1 protein-coding gene is annotated in these 1,330 nt (G+C 69.0%); it reads right to left on the bottom strand.

What is annotated here, in order from left to right; translation table 11 throughout:
* The coding region (locus E1295_RS48125) for an IS701 family transposase (protein WP_425465410.1) at positions 1–1,230 on the bottom strand (1,230 nt) is incomplete at its 3' end.
* Between the last annotated feature and the right edge of the window lie 100 nt (positions 1,231–1,330).

The raw sequence follows: 1,330 nt of genomic DNA, 5'->3' as shown, positions 1-1,330 counted from the left end.
GTGAGCGGGATCAGGTCGTGGGACTCGTCCCCGTCCGGGTCGGTGGGGTTTGCGGGCTCCGGCGGTGATTGTCCGCCCGTGGGCCCCCTGTGTGGGGGGCGGAGCGGTCGTCGAGTCGGACAGGAACGCCAGGTGAACGTGGGCGACCATGACCAAGGTGACGTACCGGTACCAGGCGATGTGCTTACGGACCTGGTAATGGTCGAGCCCGGCCTCGTTCTTGGTGGCCTGGAAGCACTCCTCGATGCTCCAGCGGGCTCCCGCCACGCGGACCAGGGCGGTCAGAGCGGCCGGGCCGGCGGACCAGCACCGGTAGTAGGCCACCTCGCAGGGGTCGCTGATCGAGCGGCGAGCCAGCAGCCAGTCATGGGAGCCGTGCTCGCCGAGCGTGATCCAGGCCCAGTCGTAGAAACGGTGCCCCTTGGCGCCCTGACCGCAGGAGTAGCGCTGCCAAGCTGAGGCGGGCAAGGCGGCGACAGCCCGGTCGGCGCGGGTCTTGGCACCGGCCACGGTGATCGGATGGTCGCACGAGACCGCGAAGACCTGGCTCAGGCCACGGCTGCGGCACCGCTCACGCAGGACCGTATTGTCGCCGTAGGCCTCATCGCCGGTGACCCAGCCGAAGCTGAGCAGCACATCGTCGGCGGCCCGCTCGATCATCTTCCAGGCCAGCTCGGGCTTGGTCGCAAAGACCGTGCCCGGCGGCACCCCGGCCTCGGCCAGGCGGTGCGGCGCAGCGAACCAGGCCGCGGGCAGGTACAACTCCCGGTCGATCAGAACCCGCCGCCCGCTGGGTGTGCTGTAGGAGGCGAACACGCCGATCTGGCAGTTGGTGATCTTCCCTGCGGTGCCGGTGTACTGCCGCTGCACCCCTGCCGAGCAGCCGCCCTTCTTCTCGAACCCGGTGTCGTCGATCACCAGCACCCCCGCCAGGTCACCGAATCGCTCGCCGACCTGCGCTCGCAGCGCATCGCGGACCTGGTCGGCGTCCCACCGGGCGTGGTTGAACAGTCGCTGCATCCCATCGGGACAGGTGTCCCCGGCGTACTCGGCCAGCGACCAGCCGTTCTTCCGTTCCAGATCACTCAGCAGCCCTTCCAGGCAGGCCCGTGCCCGCAACCGCGGCTCGCGCCGCCCGAAGAACGGTGCCAGCACCTGGGAGAACAACTCATCCAGTGCATCGTCCCAACACGCTGGGCCGGCCTGGGCTACCGTGGACCACACGGCCATCGTCCGATCACCTTGGAGCGTCACAACCCCATGGTCTCGGCGATGGCCGTCTCACGTTCGGGACTTCGACCAGCCCGAACCTCGAAGTGCGGCTGGAGTA

The sequence above is a fragment of the Nonomuraea mesophila genome (genome assembly GCF_004352805.1).
In the GTDB taxonomy this organism is placed as follows: Bacteria; Actinomycetota; Actinomycetes; order Streptosporangiales; family Streptosporangiaceae; genus Nonomuraea; species Nonomuraea longispora.
Note: the sequence above shows the minus strand (reverse complement) of the source record. Positions and strands in the feature narration are given on the sequence as shown.